This is a genomic window from Anaeromicrobium sediminis, from assembly GCF_002270055.1.
In the GTDB taxonomy this organism is placed as follows: Bacteria; Bacillota; Clostridia; order Peptostreptococcales; family Thermotaleaceae; genus Anaeromicrobium; species Anaeromicrobium sediminis.
Window position 1 is genome coordinate 163998 of the sequence record NZ_NIBG01000008.1, and the last position, 17406, is coordinate 181403.

The 17406-nt window shown below is 30.6% G+C and carries 16 protein-coding genes and 1 riboswitch; of the genes, 3 read left to right on the plus strand and 13 right to left on the minus strand.

Annotation, left to right across the window (positions count from 1 at the left end):
• The first annotated feature begins 84 nt into the window (after window positions 1-84).
• The gene (locus CCE28_RS10985) at window positions 85-1362 is read left to right on the plus strand and encodes a stalk domain-containing protein (RefSeq protein ID WP_095133755.1); all 1278 of its coding nucleotides are present in this window, start codon (window positions 85-87) and stop codon (window positions 1360-1362) included.
• A 6-nt stretch (window positions 1363-1368) separates the two neighbouring features.
• On the opposite strand, the gene CCE28_RS10990 is transcribed toward CCE28_RS10985, so the two are convergent.
• From CCE28_RS10990 to CCE28_RS11005, 4 genes are all read right to left on the minus strand, one after another.
• Window positions 1369-1929 (minus strand): competence protein ComK, encoded by a 561-nt coding sequence (locus CCE28_RS10990; protein WP_095133756.1) that lies wholly within the window; start codon window positions 1927-1929, stop codon window positions 1369-1371.
• A gap of 98 nt (window positions 1930-2027) precedes the next feature.
• A complete protein-coding gene (locus CCE28_RS10995) occupies window positions 2028-2588 on the minus strand; it encodes a sigma-70 family RNA polymerase sigma factor (protein WP_095133757.1) in 561 nt (186 codons plus the stop codon).
• 225 nt (window positions 2589-2813) lie between these two features.
• Window positions 2814-3998 carry a methionine adenosyltransferase gene (gene metK, locus CCE28_RS11000; RefSeq protein WP_095133758.1) on the minus strand — a complete coding sequence of 395 codons (1185 nt, stop codon included), beginning with the start codon at window positions 3996-3998 and terminating at the stop codon, window positions 2814-2816.
• 200 nt (window positions 3999-4198) lie between these two features.
• Window positions 4199-4306: riboswitch (SAM riboswitch) on the minus strand.
• A gap of 132 nt (window positions 4307-4438) precedes the next feature.
• Window positions 4439-4906: a COG2426 family protein gene (locus CCE28_RS11005; RefSeq protein ID WP_095133759.1), complete on the minus strand. Its 468-nt coding sequence runs from the start codon at window positions 4904-4906 to the stop codon at window positions 4439-4441.
• A 244-nt stretch (window positions 4907-5150) separates the two neighbouring features.
• Here CCE28_RS11005 and CCE28_RS11010 point away from each other — a divergent pair, with 244 nt between their 5' ends.
• Both CCE28_RS11010 and yyaC read left to right on the plus strand, forming a co-directional pair.
• Window positions 5151-5867: a tRNA 2-thiocytidine biosynthesis TtcA family protein gene (locus CCE28_RS11010; RefSeq protein WP_095133760.1), complete on the plus strand. Its 717-nt coding sequence runs from the start codon at window positions 5151-5153 to the stop codon at window positions 5865-5867.
• Between the two features lie 49 nt (window positions 5868-5916).
• Complete coding sequence (gene yyaC, locus CCE28_RS11015; protein WP_242972965.1) at window positions 5917-6459, plus strand: spore protease YyaC; 543 nt, start codon at window positions 5917-5919, stop codon at window positions 6457-6459.
• A 24-nt stretch (window positions 6460-6483) separates the two neighbouring features.
• Here the strand turns inward: yyaC and CCE28_RS11020 are convergent, their stop codons facing one another.
• The 9 genes from CCE28_RS11020 to galU all read right to left on the minus strand — a co-directional run bounded on the left by CCE28_RS11020 (window position 6484) and on the right by galU (window position 17394).
• Window positions 6484-8880: an S-layer homology domain-containing protein gene (locus CCE28_RS11020; RefSeq protein WP_176461773.1), complete on the minus strand. Its 2397-nt coding sequence runs from the start codon at window positions 8878-8880 to the stop codon at window positions 6484-6486.
• A 101-nt stretch (window positions 8881-8981) separates the two neighbouring features.
• Window positions 8982-11384: an S-layer homology domain-containing protein gene (locus tag CCE28_RS11025; protein WP_176461774.1), complete on the minus strand. Its 2403-nt coding sequence runs from the start codon at window positions 11382-11384 to the stop codon at window positions 8982-8984.
• Window positions 11385-11640: 256 nt separating this feature from the next.
• Window positions 11641-12087, minus strand: a complete 447-nt coding sequence (locus tag CCE28_RS11030; RefSeq protein WP_095133763.1) for a hypothetical protein — start codon at window positions 12085-12087, stop codon at window positions 11641-11643.
• Between the two features lie 141 nt (window positions 12088-12228).
• A complete protein-coding gene (locus tag CCE28_RS11035; RefSeq protein ID WP_095133764.1) occupies window positions 12229-12693 on the minus strand; it encodes a VanZ family protein in 465 nt (154 codons plus the stop codon).
• 115 nt (window positions 12694-12808) lie between these two features.
• The gene (locus CCE28_RS11040; protein WP_095133765.1) at window positions 12809-14803 is read right to left on the minus strand and encodes a methyl-accepting chemotaxis protein; all 1995 of its coding nucleotides are present in this window, start codon (window positions 14801-14803) and stop codon (window positions 12809-12811) included.
• A 188-nt stretch (window positions 14804-14991) separates the two neighbouring features.
• Window positions 14992-15162, minus strand: coding sequence for a hypothetical protein (locus CCE28_RS22245; RefSeq protein WP_176461775.1), 171 nt, complete (start codon window positions 15160-15162; stop codon window positions 14992-14994).
• A gap of 98 nt (window positions 15163-15260) precedes the next feature.
• On the minus strand, window positions 15261-16007 hold the full coding sequence (locus CCE28_RS11045; protein WP_095133766.1) for a hypothetical protein: 747 nt from the start codon (window positions 16005-16007) through the stop codon (window positions 15261-15263).
• Window positions 16004-16474: a VanZ family protein gene (locus tag CCE28_RS11050; RefSeq protein ID WP_176461776.1), complete on the minus strand. Its 471-nt coding sequence runs from the start codon at window positions 16472-16474 to the stop codon at window positions 16004-16006. Before CCE28_RS11050 ends, CCE28_RS11045 begins: the two co-directional genes overlap by 4 nt.
• A 5-nt stretch (window positions 16475-16479) precedes the next feature.
• Entirely contained in the window at window positions 16480-17394 is a 915-nt protein-coding gene (gene galU / locus CCE28_RS11055) for a UTP--glucose-1-phosphate uridylyltransferase GalU (protein ID WP_095133768.1), read from the minus strand.
• Window positions 17395-17406 lie beyond the last annotated feature (12 nt).

Consider the following 17406-nt stretch of genomic DNA (forward strand, 5'->3'; position numbering starts at 1 on the left):
TATCTAAATTACAAAACAACTTATATATAGATACATTTTTTTGTATTCATATATAAATATATTATAAAATGAGGTGATTTTAAAGTGAAAAAAATACTTTCTATGATTCTAGGAGTTAGTCTATTGTTCTCTAACGTGGCCTTTGCATCTAGTGGTAATCACATAGATAGGGTTCCGCCTGTAAAGGTAGATTATAAGTTTGTAAATTCTAATGCTCCTAAGTTAAAAATTGAAGAAGATACTAGTAATGAATTTACAAGTGAAGAACAAAGATTTACTATTAGATTAAATAATGCTAAGTGGTATGATGAATCCATTGAAATGATAAATAAATATGCCACTTGCAATATATCTGGAAGTAAAATAAAAATAGACAAAAAGGGTTCCACATCTGCTAGGGTTACTATAACTAGGAGTTCTAATAATACAGATAAAAAGGCTGTTTTTACTATTCCCTTATTTGTGGAGATTACTGATCCTGGTAATGTGACTGTTACTATTCAATCTTCAAGTTTAGTATCCCCTGGAGAATATACTTTCGCCAAGGCCATTGATACTAAAAGTAATTTGAAAAAGGACCTGCCCCATGTGTACCCGGGTTTTGAATTTAGCAAGGATGATGCTACCTTTATTAGAATTAGTGAATCTAGTAATAATGAGTTTACTAAAAATCAAAAGTTTAGATTAAAATTAGATAATGGAACTTGGAACTACTCAGAGGTTATTAAAAACATTAAAGCTAGTGACAATAATATAAAGGTCATTAGTATTGATAATATAGATGAAAACACCCTTGAGTTTAATATTATAAAGGATAGTTCTAATAAAGTATCCTTTATAGATATTCCTATAATAAGCACAGTTTTAGAAAAGGGTGATGCTAAGGTAACTATAATTCCTGTGAAATCATCTATGACTAAAAACACATACTACTATGCATTTATGGATAAGGTCGCTCCAGTGAAGCCTAAAATAGAAATAAATCTTTTTATGAATAAAAAAGATGTGTCTATTGAAAATCCTGATGGAAAAAATACTATTCAATTAAATGTGGCTCCATATAATTTAACTGGTACTACTATGATACCTGTTACGGGCATCATAGACAATCTAGATGCAAATGTAAAGTGGAATGGTGAAACTCGCCAGATAACCATAACGGATGGTAATAATACTTTCATAATTCTTACTCTAGATAGTAACTATGCTTTAGTAAATGGAGAAAAAATAGAATTATCTCAAGCTCCTATGATCATCAATGGAAGAACTTTAATTCCCCTTAGATTCGTATCTGAAAACTTAGGCTGCGAAGTTAAGTGGTATGAAGATGAAGAAAAAATAACTATTTTGAAAATGAAGTAGATTTATCTACTTCATTTCCTTTATCATTCTCTTAAGTTCCATTATCTCCATATATAATCTTCCTATATGGTCCACAGTAGCTACTTGTCCAAATTCATAGGACATGGGATTTTTTTTAGTATTTTCATTTAATATGAGTTTTACATTGTTAAAATCCCTTTTTACACTATGAATCCTCTGTAGTACCTGTATTTCATGTCCATTTTCCATTATTAATTTAGTGTGTCTTCCATCTTCTACTATATCTTTTACAAAATGAAAGTTCACATATCCATAGGCTCCATCGTTTTGAAATTTAGGCTTCCTAGTTTTAAAGGGAACTAATATGAGTTCTTCATTTATTACAATGGGAATACCTAATCTCTTATTTATAACTTTTCCATATCTTCTTCTAAATGCACTTAAATGCAGTGCATATTCATTACATATTCTCCTTAAAACAGTTCTTACTCTTTTATACTCTATATGACTATTTTCCATGGTTATTATGTTAGTTCCATTGCCTTTATCATATATGGGAATTATGGCTATTATGGATTCCTCTAATATATCTTCTATGCGTTCCATAATTTCACCTCGCTCTTTCTTTCGAACATGTGTTCGTATATTTATTATACCATTATATGAAAAAAAATCTAGCTATAAGTGGTAATTTTTTGAAATTGTTAAGATCTAGAAATAAAATCTCTTATTTTCTTTATGGCTCTCTCTTTCATTTTAGCTCCACTATAATAAGTTAAATCTAAGGTCACGCATATGTCTTTTAACTTCATATTTTTGACATAATAAAGGTAAATTATTTTTCTGGAATTCATATCTAATTTTTCTATAGCCTTTAGGATTTCATCCGTATTTTCTTTTTTTATAAGAATATCTTCACTGTTCTCTCCAGAATCAAGAATCTCTAATAAAGATTCCTTTCCGTGCCTTTTTTCTATTGGCACTGTATCTAGTGTTTTTTTATTGCTTTTATTTAAGTACATATACTTAAGTTTCATCTTCACATATCCCAAAAAGGGAGTGTTTTTATTTTCCTTAAATTCATTAATACTTTTTAGTATTTCTACTTTCCCATCCTCATATAGATCCTCAAATAATTCATTATTATAGTTATATTTTTTTATGGAACTGATAATTAATGGTCTTAGATTTTCAACTATCTTTAATTTTGAATCTTGATTTCCAACTTTAGCCGATTCTAAAAGGTCCTTCATTTTATATTCCAAAGAATATCCTCCAATGAAAAACCGGTTTCTCTTTTATTTGCGCAACCTTATTCTATTGGCAAATAGAGTTTTTGTTAAATGACCACTTATGAAAAGTGAGGCTTAACTTCTAGAAAATGATTAAGGGTTTAGAGATTTTGTCCCTAAACCCTTAACCATTTTCTAGAACCTTATTTATATATACAAAAAAATAAAAGGAGCGAAAAAATTTCGCTCCTTTTATTTCTACTCTAAACCTTCTTTTCTTAAGATTTCAGCTTTGTCTGTCTTTTCCCATGGAAGATCTACATCTGTTCTTCCAAAGTGACCATAAGCAGCAGTTTGCTTGTAAATTGGTCTTCTTAAATCTAAATCTCTAATAATTGCAGCTGGTCTTAAATCAAAATGCTTGTTAACTAACTCTTCAATTTTTTCTTCTGCAATCTTTCCAGTTCCAAAAGTTTCTACTAATACGGATACTGGTCTTGCCACACCTATAGCATATGCTAATTCAATTTCACACTTGTCAGCAAGTCCTGCAGCAACGATGTTCTTAGCCACATATCTAGCAGCATAAGCAGCTGAACGGTCAACTTTTGTAGGATCTTTTCCAGAGAATGCTCCACCACCGTGTCTTGAATATCCACCATAAGTGTCAACTATGATCTTTCTTCCTGTTAGACCAGCATCACCTTGAGGTCCACCTATAACAAATCTTCCAGTTGGGTTTATAAAATACTTAGTCTCAGCATCTAATAACTCAGCTGGTACAATAGGCTTAACTACATTCTCAATTAAGTCCTTTTCAATAGTTGGTTGTTCCACTTCTGGAGCATGTTGAGTTGATATAACTATAGTATCTACTCTTACTGGCTTTCCATCCACATACTCAACTGTTACTTGAGTTTTTCCATCTGGACGAAGGTAGTCTAATGTACCATCTTTTCTCACATCAGATAATCTCTTAGCTAATCTGTGAGATAGAGAAATAGGCATTGGCATAAGCTCTGGTGTTTCATTACAAGCAAAACCAAACATTAATCCTTGATCTCCTGCTCCTGTATTTAACTCATCTTCCATTTGTCCTTCTCTAGATTCTAGTGCTTCATTTACTCCCATAGCAATATCTGGTGATTGCTCATCAATAGAAGTAAGTACTGCACAAGTGTCACAGTCAAATCCATATTTAGCTCTATCATATCCGATTTCTTTAATAGTCTGTCTTACAACCTTAGGAATATCCACATAACAATTAGTAGTAATTTCTCCTGCTACTAATACTAATCCTGTAGTAACTGAAGTTTCTGCCGCTACACGAGCATTTGGGTCCTTTTCAAAAATTGCGTCTAATATAGAATCTGAAATTTGGTCACAGATTTTATCTGGATGTCCTTCTGTAACAGATTCTGAAGTAAATAATCTTCTTGCCATTTTAAAGCCTCCTAGTTTTTTTATTTTCAGGTAACTGGTGACAAACTATATGATCGTTTTTCCTTTGTTGTTATGGATTAACATTTTTTATATAATCTCTCACCAACTACCTGTATCATTTTCTTTTATAGTTTTACCCTAAATTCAATTAAAAAAACCTCTTCACAAAGAAGAGGCATTATAATTAAAAATTATTATTGTCCTCATCTTTCAAGATTGTTTTTTACAATCTCGTAGGATTTAGCACCGTGTAAACACCGGTTGCTGGGCATCATAGGGCCTATTCCCTCAGCCACTCGCAATAAGGATTTGCTTTTATTAATTTTTTCAATTTATAGTAACATTTATGTAGAATTATGTCAACAGTTTTTTTGTCGTTCGTTTTTCGTTAGTCGTTTTTCATAAAAGATTAACCATTAACGACTAACAAATAACGTGTTTTATATGTTTGCTACCACATTACTCAAATAAGCAATAATAAGTGCAGCTATAGTATTTCCTATAAGTATATTTATAAGTGCTGGAACAAATCTTATTTTAAGAAGTGATGCTGCCATGGCCCCTGTCCACACACCAGTTGTAGGTATAGGAACGGCTACAAATAATAACAATCCTATTGCCTTGTACTTATGGATAGTACTAGTCTTTTTAATAGTCCTATTTACTATTTTATCCACTATCTTTTTCATATAATCATTTTCCCTAAGCTTTTCAAAAACAGGTTCCAATAATACTAATAAAAAAGGTACAGGAATCATACTTCCTATCATTCCTATTATTAGTGCTTTTATAGGGTCTACTCCCATAGATATCCCCAGTGGTATGGCTCCCCTCAGTTCCATAACAGGCATGGCTGCCACTAGAAGAACTACCATTTCTTTCGACATATAATTTAGTAAACTAGTCATTTCATTTCTCCCTTTGAACGATTTCCCTAAGCTTAATTATAATATATATATATATAAAGTTAAAGAAGAATTCGCCTCTTTTAATTTACTTTTAACCTAAATTAAATTAACATATAATAAGTATATATTTGAAAGTTAGACGTTAAAGGTCTATCGTTAGTAGTCTATTCTTAATAATTATTTAAATTCCAACGATTAACTACTCACGAAGAACGAATAACCATTGTCAGAAAGGAAGAAATTCATGAAAAAAATTGTAGGATGCGTTAAAAGAGCAGTTGAAGAATTTAATATGATAGAAGATGGAGATGTGGTAGGTGTAGGTGTATCTGGTGGAAAAGATAGCTCAGCTTTGCTTTATGCTTTAAGGTTATATCAAAACTTTTCTAAAGCAAAATTTCAAATAAAGGCATTAACTTTAACATTAGGATTTGAAGGATTCGACATAAGTCCCATTACAAAATTCTGCAATGAGTTAGGAATAGAGCATGTAGTAGTACCCACACAAATAGGTAAGGTCATATTCGAAGAAAGAAAAGAAAAAAATCCCTGTTCCCTATGTGCTCGTATGAGACGTGGTAGACTTCATAACCTTTGTAAAGAGCTAGGAGTAACTAAATTGGCATTAGGCCATCATGCAGATGATGCAATCCAAACCCTATTTTTAAGTATGTTTTATGAAGGAAGATTAAACACTTTTGAACCTGTAACATACTTAGATAGAAAAGATTTAATAATGATTCGTCCCCTCATGTATGCCTATGAGAAAGATATTATATCATCAGTGGACAGACATAATATCCCAGTAGTAGAAAGTCCTTGTCCTGCTAATAAAAAGACACAGCGAGAATATGCTAAGGAATTAATTAATGATATAGAGAAAGATATTCCAAATGTAAAGGCCAATATATTACGTGCCATGGAAAATAAAGATCAAATGTATTTATGGTTTAAAAAGTAGTCATATATCCCCTTCATTATATATATATATAATAGGGGGGGTGTACTCTTTGAAACTAGACTATTTAAAATCCCAATTAATCACTCGTGTTCATCACACTAGTGAGGAAGCTTCAGTTAAATTAACTCATTCAATAAGAGAGAAATTAAGTGAATCAACAATTATAATATGTATAGGAACAGATAGGTGTATTGGAGATGCTTTAGGTCCACTAGTTGGAACTCTTTTAAAGGAAAGAAATTGTCGTTATCCTGTTTTTGGAACCCTAGATAATCCAATACATGCAGTAAACTTGAAAAAGCATATGAAGTATATAAAAGAACATTATCCTGATTATAAACAACTTGCCATAGATGCTTGTCTAGGAAAAACTGAACTAATAGGAAATATTCATGTAAAACAAGGGCCTATCTTCCCTGGTAAGGGTGTAGGAAAAAAATTGCCAAGTGTGGGTCATTCGTCAATTATTGGCATAGTGGACAAATACCATAATGACGATTGTTTTTCTATCCACACAGTTCGACTTAGCCTAGTTCGAAATATGGCTATGACCATAGTCGATGCCATACTAGAGGCAAGTTTATTGAGTTAATACATAAAAAGACTAGGCGTATGCCTAGTCTTTAATCAATTCACTTATAATAGCAGCCGCTTGGCTTCTTTTTGCATTTCCCTTATATGACAATTCTTCTAGGATATTATCTTCAAGTCCTAGTTTTTTAGCTTTAGCTATGGCAATCTTTGCCCAATCACTAGAACTACTTATCTCTTCTATTTCTTCCTTTGTTACTTCTATTTTTTCATTATTTTTCTCATATGCATTTATGGTACATTGGATTAATTGTTCTCCTGTTAGGTTTCCATTTGGATCAAATTTATTATTTCCTACTCCATTTATTAATTCATTTTCCTTAGCCAAGTATACATACTCACTTGCCCAATTAGTAGTGTCCATATCATCAAATACCTTATTGTTATCTTCATTAAATGTATCAAGTCCTAAAGTCTTTACTAAAATAGTTGCCATTTGAGCTCTATCTAAATTATCATCTGGTTTAAACTCTCCATTTTCAAATCCAGATATAATATTTTTTGAAGCTAGACTTTCTACTGCATCCTTAGCCCAATGGCTATTTAAATCATTAAATGATACATTCTTTTCTATTATTACATATTCCTTATCTTTATCTGCTTCAAATTTTATAGAATTTTCTTCTACTTTAGATGGTACAAAATGTAGTTTGTTATCTTTACCTAATACAAATACGTTTGTCATTTTCTTGTCTTTAATTTTAGTATTATATATAACTGGTATTCTTCCTATGTCTTTACTCGCATCTACTTTGAATACTTGAGTATATATTTTAGAATATTTACTACTCTTTAAGGTACTCATAGATTCTGCCATAGGTTTCTTATTTAGTTCTATGCTTACATCTTCATTATCTTTTTTTAGATTGTCTAATACATCTTTTTTAAGGATCATTACTAAATCCTTATTTTCCATTCTTATTTCCTTTTCAACTTTCTTCAATGTATCTGAGTTTAAAGTCAATTCTACTTCTTCTTTATCTGTTGTTATTGGTACATTAATATAACTATCACCTTTAGATTCTTTAATGAAGGTGTCCATATTTCTTTTATCTATTTTAGCACTTGCTCTATTTCCCTTTTCTGAAATAGTCGCCTTTGGTTTAGAAGAGCCTCCACCACCAGATGATCCACTAGAATTTCGTTTTCTTTGCGTATCTACCGTTAACTCAAATTTAAGATTTATGTCGTCCAAACCCATTTTTTTATATTTTAATTTTGAAATTAACTCAGGTGAAAATAATATATATTTTCCACTTTTTAATGATTTATCTATAGTTATTTTTCCGTTATTTATTTTGTATTTTTTTTGTGTATCTAATGATTCATAAACCTCTTCAAATTCATTTTCTTTTACTACTACCCAATCATAATCTTCTTTTTCATAAACTATATCTGTTACTGTATATTCATTTTTTAATTGTAGTTTTTTAAAGTCTAATATTACTTTACCTACTTTTTGTTCCACAGAAAAGTCCTTTTCTAAATGGTATATCATTTTGTCTTTAGTGTGTTTTGCAGCCCAAATTTTCGTTGTGTCTATAGCATCTATATCATCACTAGATATTGTAATTTTAGCTACTTTTTCTTCATAGTTGTTAACTTGGTCTATAGCCTCTATCTTAGCATTTCTCAATTCAACTGAACGACAAATATAGTTATTAGATTTTTTTGAAAAATCTAATATTATATTTAAAGTATTATCATCTACTATATTTACTTCTTTTTTACCTGTAAATTCATCTGTATGAATATATCCTGGTTCCACCCATTTAAAACCTTCTTGTAATTTTATCTGTATAGTTCCTTCCTTATTAGGAAAACTTCCACTGACAGTTTCCTCTATTTTAAGACCTGGTATGTTACCTATTTCTTTATCTTTAAAAGAGCTTTCCGAATTGAAGTATATTATGATATCTTTATGTGCTGAAAAGGCATATGTTAAAATAACCTCACTAATAGTATGACTATAAGACTCTACTTCTACATTCATAGATCCTTCCCCTACTGGTTTAGTATACAGAGGAATCCTTATTTGATTATCATGTCCAACATTATATACTTCTACCTTAACAGTTCTGTCGCTTCTTTTTTCTATATAGACACTACTACCTACAGTACCTTCTCCAAACTCGTATATGTAAGAATCCTTATTCATGTTTTCTTCAAAGGTACCACTTTCAAAATCATCATCATCTAACCACGTAGCATTTTCTAATTTTAATTTAAATTTTTCAATTTCATAAAAATCATTTTCATCATTTTCAATCTTTAGTATAGGTGCGTTTGGTCCTATTATCTTTTGATCAGTTGCTATATCTATAATTCTGTTGACACTATTATCTGAACTAGCATAAGTTACTGAAAATAGCATGGATAAAATCAGTACACTAGCACAAATTATCCTAAAAGTTCTTTTCACATTCATCCCTCCCAAATTGTAGAATAGCACATTTCCAATGTCATAATTTGTCATTTTATATCAAATTTATAAATTAGTACATAAAAAGACTAGGCATATGCCTAGTCTTTAATCAATTCACTTATAATTGCAGCCGCTTGGCTTCTTTTTGCATTGCCCTTATATGACAATTCTTCTAGGATATTATCTTCAAGTCCTAATTTTTTAGCTTTTGCTATGGCAATCTTTGCCCAATCACTAGAACCATTTATTTTTTCTATTTCTTCCTTCGTCACTTCTATTTTCTTATTATTCTTCTCATATGCATTTATGGCTACTTGGATTAATTGTTCCCCTGTTATATTTCCATTTGGATTAAATTTGTTATTTCCTACTCCATTTATTAATCCATTTTCTTTAGCCAGATATACATACTCACTTGCCCAATTAGTAGTGTCCATATCTTCAAATACTTTATTGTTATCTTCATTAAATGTATCAAGTCCTAAAGCCTTTACTAAGATAGTTGCCATCTGTGCTCTGTCTAAATTATCATCTGGTTTAAACTCTCCATTTTCAAATCCAGATATAATATTCTTTGAAGCTAAACCTTCTACTGCGTCCTTAGCCCAATGACTATTTAAATCATTAAATGATATATTTTTTTCTATTATTACATATTCCTTGTCCTCATCTGCTTCAAATTTTATGGAATTTTCTTCTACTGTAGATGGTACAAAATGTAGTTTACTATCTTTACCTATTACAAATACATTAGTCATTTTTCTGTTTTGGATTTTAGTATTATATATAACTGGTATTCTTCCTATGTCATTACTCGCATCCACTTTAAATACTTGAGTATATATTTTAGAATATTTACTACTCTTTAGAGTATTCATAGATTCTATCATAGGTTTCTTATTTAGTCCTATCCTTACATCTTCGTTATCTTTTTTTAGATTGTCTAATACATCTTTTTTAAGGATCATTACTAAATCCTTATTTTCCATTCTGATTTCCTTCTCAACTTCCTTCAATATATCTGAGTTTAAAGTCAATTCTACTTCTTCTTTGTCTGTTGTTATTGGTACATTAATATAACTATCACCTTTAGATTCTTTAATGAAGGTGTCCATATTCTTCTTGTCTATTTTAACGCTTGCTTTATTTCCCTTTTCTGAAATAGTCGCCTTTGGCTTAGAGGATCTTCCACCACCAGATGATCCACTAGAAGTTCTTTTTCTTGTCGTATCTACCATTAACTCAAATTTTAATTTTAAATCATCTTTACTTACTTTTTTATAAAAGTATAATTTACTCATCATTTCTGGTGAAAACAATATGTATTTTCCTTTTTTTAGCGATTCATCTATAATTATTTTTCCATTGGTTATTTTATATTTTTTTTGATTATTCGGTGATTCATAGGCCTCTTCAAATTCATTTTCATTTACTAGTATCCAATCATAATTTTCTTTTCCATAAACTATATCTCTTACTGTATACTTATTTTTTAATTGTAGTTTGTTAAAGTCTACTATTACTTGACCTACTTTTTGTTCTACTGAAAAATCCTTTTCTAAGTAGTATATCATTTTATCCTTATTATGTATCCCTAGGAAAAGTGGGTTTGCTTCTATAATGTCTATAATATCACTAGATATTTGAGCATAAACAAACTCTTCTTCGTAATTATTTATCTGATCTACAGCTTGTATTTTTGCATTGCTTAGCTTAATACTATGATATTTATCATCATCAACTTCCTTTGAAAAATCTACTATGACATTTAAAATGCTATCATCTATTATTTTTGCTTCCTTTTTGCCTATAAAATCATCTGTATTAATATTCCCTGGTTCAATCCATTTAAAACCTTCTTGTAATTCTATTTTTATAATTCCTTCTTCATTAGGAAAACTTTGCTTAATAGCTTCTTCTATCTTAATATGTCCTATATTATATATTTTCTCATCCTCAAAGAAGAAATCAGGTCCACTGATTTTTATAAAAAAACCGTTATCTTTCACACTACCATAAACTATATCTTCTTCAGTAATTGTGTTACTCAAACTATCTATGTGTACTATCATATCTCCTGCATTTGTTGGCTTAGTATATAGAGGAATTCTTACTTCCTCCTCATCTTCCACATTATATACTTTTGCCCTAACAGTTATATCATCTATCTTTTCAATATATACACTACTTGATACTGTATTTCCTCTGAACTTGTCTATATAAGAATCCTTATTCATATGCTCTTCAAAGGTACCACTTTCAAAATCTCCATCCTCTAACCATTTAGCATTATCTAGTTTTAATACAATAGTTTCACTGTCATCAAAATCATCACCATCATTTTCAATTTTGAGTACAGGAGCCTCTTCTCCTATTAACTTTTGATTGATTCCAATGTAAGCACGTTTAGTTATAGTATTATCTGAACTAGCATAAGTTACTGAAAATAACATGGATAAAATCAGCATGCTAACACAAATTGTCTTAAAAGTTCTTTTCACATTCATCCCTCCCAAACTGTAGAATAACATATTGTGAACATCATAATTTGTCACATTTTGAAACCTAGAGTAAATTTTCACTCTAGGTTCTTATAAAGATTATATTTTAAATTTTGAAATATTCTCTTTTAGATTATTAGATACATATTTTAATCTTATACTTGAGTTAGATGCTTCATCTATTGATACTGCATTTGATATACTACTGCTGTTCTATACAATGTCCTTATTTGTATAAGGCTATGTGAATGATCTTTTATTCCATATTTAGGGCCTTTTGGAGAAGTTCTTTTCTTTTTTCACTTTTTTCTTTATCATAAGCATTTTTCACTTCTAAAACTACGTGAGTATCATAATCATTATCTTTCAATTTCTTTTTAAATTCCCTCAATATACGATCTACTTCCACATCACACATCCCCTCTAATTCATTTGCCCGTCTTAAATATTTTAAGCCTAGAGACATTTTTTTACTTTCCCTTTCCTCCTCAGGATAAGAATAGTATTCTGCTTTAGCTTCTTCTATGAGGTTTACCAGCTTTGTTTCAAAAGAACTTTTAAGGTCTTCCATCTTATTTGTGTAGGTATTTATTATTTCTTCTATAGTCTCTTTTTCAATTTCTTCTTTCTCCTTATTAAAAATTCCCCCATATATTAGTACTATACCAATTAAAAAGGCAAGAATCAGAATCTTCGTCCTCATAAAAACCTCCTCATATAATCTCCTATATAAGACTATTGTTTCCAAATCTTACATCATATAAGATTTTATCATAGACAATTCATTGTAAAATATTGTAATCCAAAATTGATTTTTTACAAAAATAAAATGCTGGAAATACCATTATCTCCAACATTTTTTGTGTATTAATCCAATTCCCAGAAAAGCTCCAAAACTATCTATACACACATCTCTTACCTGAGGTCCCCTTCCAGGCACATAAAATTGATGTATTTCATCACTGATGGCATATAAAATACAGATTATAAAAGCAAAAATAAATGCCTTATATCCTTTAACACCACTTACGTAAAGAGCTTTTAATACTAATATGCCTAGTACAAAATAAACTCCACCATGGGCAAATTTTCGTATTATATGATTAAACTGTGATACTAAATCTGTTGTAGTACTGCTTTCAATCCCTATGGGAATAATCTGACCTACTGTTTTAATAATTATCTCTGTGACCCTTTTACTCAGACCATTAGACTCATTTGTCACTTGATTTGATAAACTAAATATTAGACCCATCCAGAGAATAACAAGGGTCCATGAAAATATTATTATCTTTTTATTTTTAGTCATATACTTCACTTCTTTTTACTAATATTTAATTACATTTTCCCCACATAAAGGAGAATTAATTCTATATATAATTAAAAGACTAGGCTAAGCCTAGTCTTTAGTATTTAGTCTCTGATTATATTTTAAATTTTGAAATATTCTCTTTTAGATTATTAGATAAATCCCTTAAGCTTCTACTAGAATTAGCCACTTCTTCCATGGTAGCACTTTGTTCTTCCATAGATGCAGATACTTCTTCTGTTGATGCGGCATTTTGTTGGGCTACTGCTGATAGATTTCCCATTACGTCTAGGAGAGCTTTTTTCCTGTTTTCCATTTCTCCAGAAGATTCATTTAATCTTTCAATGCTATGGGATGTACTATCTATAGCCACTTCAATTTCCTTATATTTTTCACCGGTATTTTTAGTACTCACTTGTTGTTCTTCTATTATATTTAGAACCTTCTCTATAGTGTGAACTGATGCACTAGAATTTCTTTGGAGTTCACTTACAGCCTCATCTATCTGACTAGTAGACATGGATGATTGTTCTGCCAATTTTCTTATTTCTTCTGCTACAACTGCAAAACCTTTACCTGCCTCCCCGGCTCTTGCCGCTTCAATAGCTGCATTTAGGGCAAGTAAATTAGTTTGTTCTGCTATGGAACTAATAACTTCACTTGCTTGACCAATTTTTTCTGAACTTCTATTAGTTTCTAATATACCATCATATACTTCCTTTACAGCTCTATCACTTTCATCTGCCTTTTTATTTAAATCATTTACTATATTTAATCCTGATTCAACGAAACTTTCTACTCTTTTTATGCTTTCATTTAATTCTTTCATATATTCTTGATTTTTTTCTATATCTTCACCTAGTAGATTCAGTTTTTCTGAGCCACTCTCCGTATCTCTAGCTTGACTCGTGGCTCCTGATGCTATTTCCTCTGCTGTCTTAGATACATCTTCTGAAGCATAGGACATTTCCTCTGATACCTTAATAAAGTTTTCTGCTGATATATGTAATTGTTCTGAACTATCCTTAATACTATTAATCATGTCTCTAAAACTATCATTCATAAGATTAAATGCACTAGCTAGTTGACCCACTTCATCTTTTCTCTTTAATAGTTTTTCTTCCACATTGTCACTTAAATCACCATTTGCTAATTTATTTGCGTGAGTTGTAACTAGTCCTATAGGTTTTCCTATGTGTGATCCTAATAAATATGCCATAGCTAGTCCTAATACTAGTACAATTCCACTCCATAATAGCATACTCTCTCCTAAAGAGTCTAATTCTCCTAATACTTCATCTTGAGTAGCTACTATGGCTAATTTCCAATTAGTTCCCTTAATAGGAGTAAATCCTAAGAACTTTTCTTCTCCCCTAAAAGTATATTCACCTGCATCCATTTCATCTTTAATCATTCTCTTTGTAAGTCGTGAAAGTTCTTCTAAACCTGGATCATTTGCAACTTCATCTATTACATTATATCTACTTACTACTAATTCATTATCCTTATGTGCTACTACGCCTCCCCTTTCATCTACCATATAGGCATATCCAGTTTCACCAATTTTCACATCTTTGATCATATTACTTAAAAAATCTCCATTTTGTATAACTGCAAGAACACTTGTTATTATTCCATTTTCTTTCATAGGTACTGCTAATACTATTACAGTAGATCCATCTTCTTTGCTTACTATAGGGTTTGATACATTACTCTCTCCCTTTATTGCTCTTTTAAAGTATTCTCTTTCCTTTAGTTCATAAGTGCTTCCATTGGTAGCCACAGCGTGACCATTAAGATCTATAATGTCCATTATATTGTATCCATGTATAGATGCTTGTTCCTTTAAAAAAGTCATTTTTTCTTCCATAGATATTTGAGAATTTACAACTTCATCTCTAATAGCAATTTTCTCTAATTGATGTAGTTCTGCCGTTATACGACTTTCAAATACTTTAGATGATTCCTTTGCTATGGCTAATAGATTCTTCTTCTCATTTGTTATAAGAGCATTAGAAGAATTCATATAAGCTGCTATACCTAATATATTAACACTTACCATTACCAAGCAGAAAATATAAATCATCAATGTCTTTTTTATACTTTTCATGTCATTTCCCTCCGCGCTTTATAATTTTCTTTTTATCTCCTGTAAGATGATACCATTTTTTTCTTATTTTTTCTATATTTTTCTACATTTCTTGTTATTTTTCTATCTAGATAAAAATCTGCATAAAAAAAAGATAAAGTACTTAAAAGGTTTCCCTCTTAAGTTCTTTATCTCCCACACCAAACTCTCTAGTTTTTCACAATTACACTAAATACTAATGCACAAATAGGTATAAATAATATTGCGCCTGTTAATACTAAGGCTTCTTTTTCTTTAAATATTAGTTGATTCCCTGCTAAAGATTGATCTCTTTTCATCTTGTGCATTGCAGATTTTAAATTTCTTACGTAATTACTCATTCTACCACCAACACTCCACACATTAATTTTCGCACATTAAATTTCGAGTTATTCTTACATATATTTTTCCACAAATGTATTTTCATGTCAATAGTCCTTTATTCCTTTTTTAATGCTTTTTTCATTAATGCGGACCTTTTTTCACTTTTTTCAGTGTCGTATGCAACCTTCATGTCTTGAACAATTTTCGTATCATATTCATTTTCTATTAATTCATTTTTTAAATCACTTAAAACAACCTCTACTTCATTGTCACACTCATCCTCTAATGCATTAGCTTTTCTCAAGTATTTTAATCCTAGAGATATTTTTTTCGATCCTCTTTCTTCTTCTGGATAAGACATATATTCTGCTCTAGCCTCTCCCATAAGGGCTTTTAACTTTCCCTCAAATCCAATTCTTAAACCTTCCATCGCTAACGTATATTTAGTTATAATCTCTTCCTCAGAAGGTTTTACTACTTCTTCTTTTACCTCTTCTTTCACTTCTTCTACAATTTCAGTTGATACATTTTCTTGTTTATTTTCTTCTTTATTTACTACTACCTGTACAGGCTCTTCTTTCACTTCTCCAGTTTTTGGTGGTTCTGTATTTTTTACTTCTTTATTTATAGGCTTTTCTACCTTCTTTTCAACCTTAGGCTCTTCTATTTTTTCTTCTTCCTTATTTTCTTCTTTTATCTCTTTCTTCTCTGGCACATCTTCTTTAACTTTTTCTATATTTTTTTCTTCTATCTTTTTAGTTTCTTGTACTACTTCCTTTTTTCCTTCTTTCTTATTAGAGCATCCAGTAAAAATTATACAAATGCTCAATATTAAAGTAAATATAATATTTCTTTTCTTCATGTTCTTCTCTCCTTAAACCGTGTAATTATCCTATATGCACAAATTCCTAATATTCCCCCAAAGGAATCTATAAAAACATCAAAGGGTTTTCCATCTCTCCCAGGTACAAAGGTTTGATGATATTCATCTAATGATGCATATATGAGCACAAATAATATTGAATATATGATCTGGCCTTGAACTCTTAGACCTGTATATTTTAAGGCATTGCATACAAGAAAAGCCAGAATAAAATATTCTGACATATGAGCTAATTTTCTTATATAATGCTCAAGATTCCCTTTTATAGTTAATTTATTATTAGATGAAATTGTCTTTGCCACTTCTACCACCTTTTGTGCTACAGCTTTGCTTTTTGCAGAAGATTTCTCCGCGTTGTCACTGGAGAAGGCAAATATACATATACACCATAATATAACTAGTGTCCATGCTATTAATTTATTATTAAAAAATTTGTTTAAATACAATGACACTACAACTCCTTGCTAGCTGCAACCTCTTTATTTGTCGTTAAGCCCTTTTCCTCTGCTATTATATTCTCTAAATAAGATAAGTATGCTTCTCTTAAATCAGGTCTTTTTAAAGCAAACTCTGTAGTTGCTTCTAAAAATCCTAATTTATTCCCCACATCATATCTCTTACCTTCAAATACATAAGCATACATGGCTTCTTCACTTACTAATTCCTTTAATGCATCTGTAAGCTGAATCTCGCCACCTTTTCCAGGCTTAGTATTCTCTAATATTTCAAATATTCTAGGATTTATTATGTACCTGCCTAATATAGCCACATTAGAAGGTGCTTTATCCATATCTGGCTTTTCTACTAAATCTTTTACTTTATATACTCCATCCTCAATGAATTTTCCATCTACTATTCCATACTTAGATACATCTTCTTTCTTTACTACTTGAACTCCTAATACACTAGTTTTATACTCATTATATTTTTCTATCATTTGCTTTAAGCAAGGAACTTCTGCATCTACTATATCATCTCCTAGAAGTACAGCAAAGGGTTCATTTCCTATAAAGGATTTAGCACAGTGTATAGCATGACCAAGGCCTTTAGGTTCCTTTTGGCGAATATAGTGGATATTTACCATATCGGATATATTTCTTACTTCTTCTAGCATATCTTTTTTATTTTTCTTTTCCAGTTCTAATTCAAGCTCTACTGATTTATCAAAATGATCCTCTATGCTTTTTTTGTTACGACCTGTTATAATCAAAATCTCTTCTATTCCAGAAGCTACTGCTTCTTCTATTATATATTGTAATGTAGGTTTATCTACTATAGGTAACATTTCCTTTGGCTGTGCTTTTGTTGCAGGTAAAAACCTAGTCCCTAATCCTGCTGCTGGTATTATTGCCTTACGTACGTTCATTGTATTTCCCCC

What these genes read in the sequence shown, in the direction of transcription:
- CCE28_RS10990 (WP_095133756.1), bottom strand. Translation starts at nt 1,929, where the DNA reads ATGGAACGCATAGAAGATATATTAGAGGAATCCATAATAGCCATAATT.
- metK (WP_095133758.1), bottom strand. Translation starts at nt 3,998, where the DNA reads ATGGCAAGAAGATTATTTACTTCAGAATCTGTTACAGAAGGACATCCA.
- CCE28_RS11005 (WP_095133759.1), bottom strand. Translation starts at nt 4,906, where the DNA reads ATGACTAGTTTACTAAATTATATGTCGAAAGAAATGGTAGTTCTTCTA.
- CCE28_RS11010 (WP_095133760.1), top strand. Translation starts at nt 5,151, where the DNA reads ATGAAAAAAATTGTAGGATGCGTTAAAAGAGCAGTTGAAGAATTTAAT.
- CCE28_RS11030 (WP_095133763.1), bottom strand. Translation starts at nt 12,087, where the DNA reads ATGAGGACGAAGATTCTGATTCTTGCCTTTTTAATTGGTATAGTACTA.
- CCE28_RS11035 (WP_095133764.1), bottom strand. Translation starts at nt 12,693, where the DNA reads ATGACTAAAAATAAAAAGATAATAATATTTTCATGGACCCTTGTTATT.
- CCE28_RS11040 (WP_095133765.1), bottom strand. Translation starts at nt 14,803, where the DNA reads ATGAAAAGTATAAAAAAGACATTGATGATTTATATTTTCTGCTTGGTA.
- CCE28_RS22245 (WP_176461775.1), bottom strand. Translation starts at nt 15,162, where the DNA reads ATGAGTAATTACGTAAGAAATTTAAAATCTGCAATGCACAAGATGAAA.
- CCE28_RS11045 (WP_095133766.1), bottom strand. Translation starts at nt 16,007, where the DNA reads ATGAAGAAAAGAAATATTATATTTACTTTAATATTGAGCATTTGTATA.
- galU (WP_095133768.1), bottom strand. Translation starts at nt 17,394, where the DNA reads ATGAACGTACGTAAGGCAATAATACCAGCAGCAGGATTAGGGACTAGG.